Origin of the sequence: Enterobacter sp. Ap-1006 (assembly GCF_011752835.1) — a bacterium.
GTDB lineage: Bacteria > Pseudomonadota > Gammaproteobacteria > Enterobacterales > Enterobacteriaceae > Cedecea.
Map to the genome: position 1 here is coordinate 1 of NZ_VWWU01000024.1, position 504 is coordinate 504.

Consider the following 504-nt stretch of genomic DNA (forward strand, 5'->3'; position numbering starts at 1 on the left):
AGACACAATCGCTGTTGTGAAAATTTGAGAGACTCGAACATGTCTTAACCTTATTCTTTATTACGGAAGAATAAGACGACATGTCGTTTCAATTTTCAGCTTGTTCCGGATTGTTAAAGAGCAAATACTTCGCAGTACACCGTCACCGGTACACTCTGAAGTAAGTTTTGGTGCATGAAATGATGGTGGAGCTAAGCGGGATCGAACCGCTGACCTCCTGCGTGCAAGGCAGGCGCTCTCCCAGCTGAGCTATAGCCCCATCGATTTCGTAAAACCTTTGATTACCATGAATTCATCGCTGGTCAAGGCGCAGCGCCACGAAGCATACTTTCGTATGTGAGTGGTGCTGTAACGCAGGATAGCGGAGAATTTGGTAGGCCTGAGTGGACTTGAACCACCGACCTCACCCTTATCAGGGGTGCGCTCTAACCACCTGAGCTACAAGCCTATAAGGTTTTACTGCTCGTTTTCTATCAGACAATCTGTGTGAGCACTACGCGGGTT

General features: G+C 47.6%; 2 tRNA genes. Both read right to left on the reverse strand.

Features of this window, described 5'->3' with window-relative positions:
- Positions 1-183: 183 nt before the first annotated feature.
- Positions 184-259: transfer RNA gene (locus tag F3J28_RS22310), tRNA-Ala, on the reverse strand.
- A 112-nt stretch (positions 260-371) separates the two neighbouring features.
- A tRNA-Ile gene (locus F3J28_RS22315) sits at positions 372-448 on the reverse strand.
- Positions 449-504 lie beyond the last annotated feature (56 nt).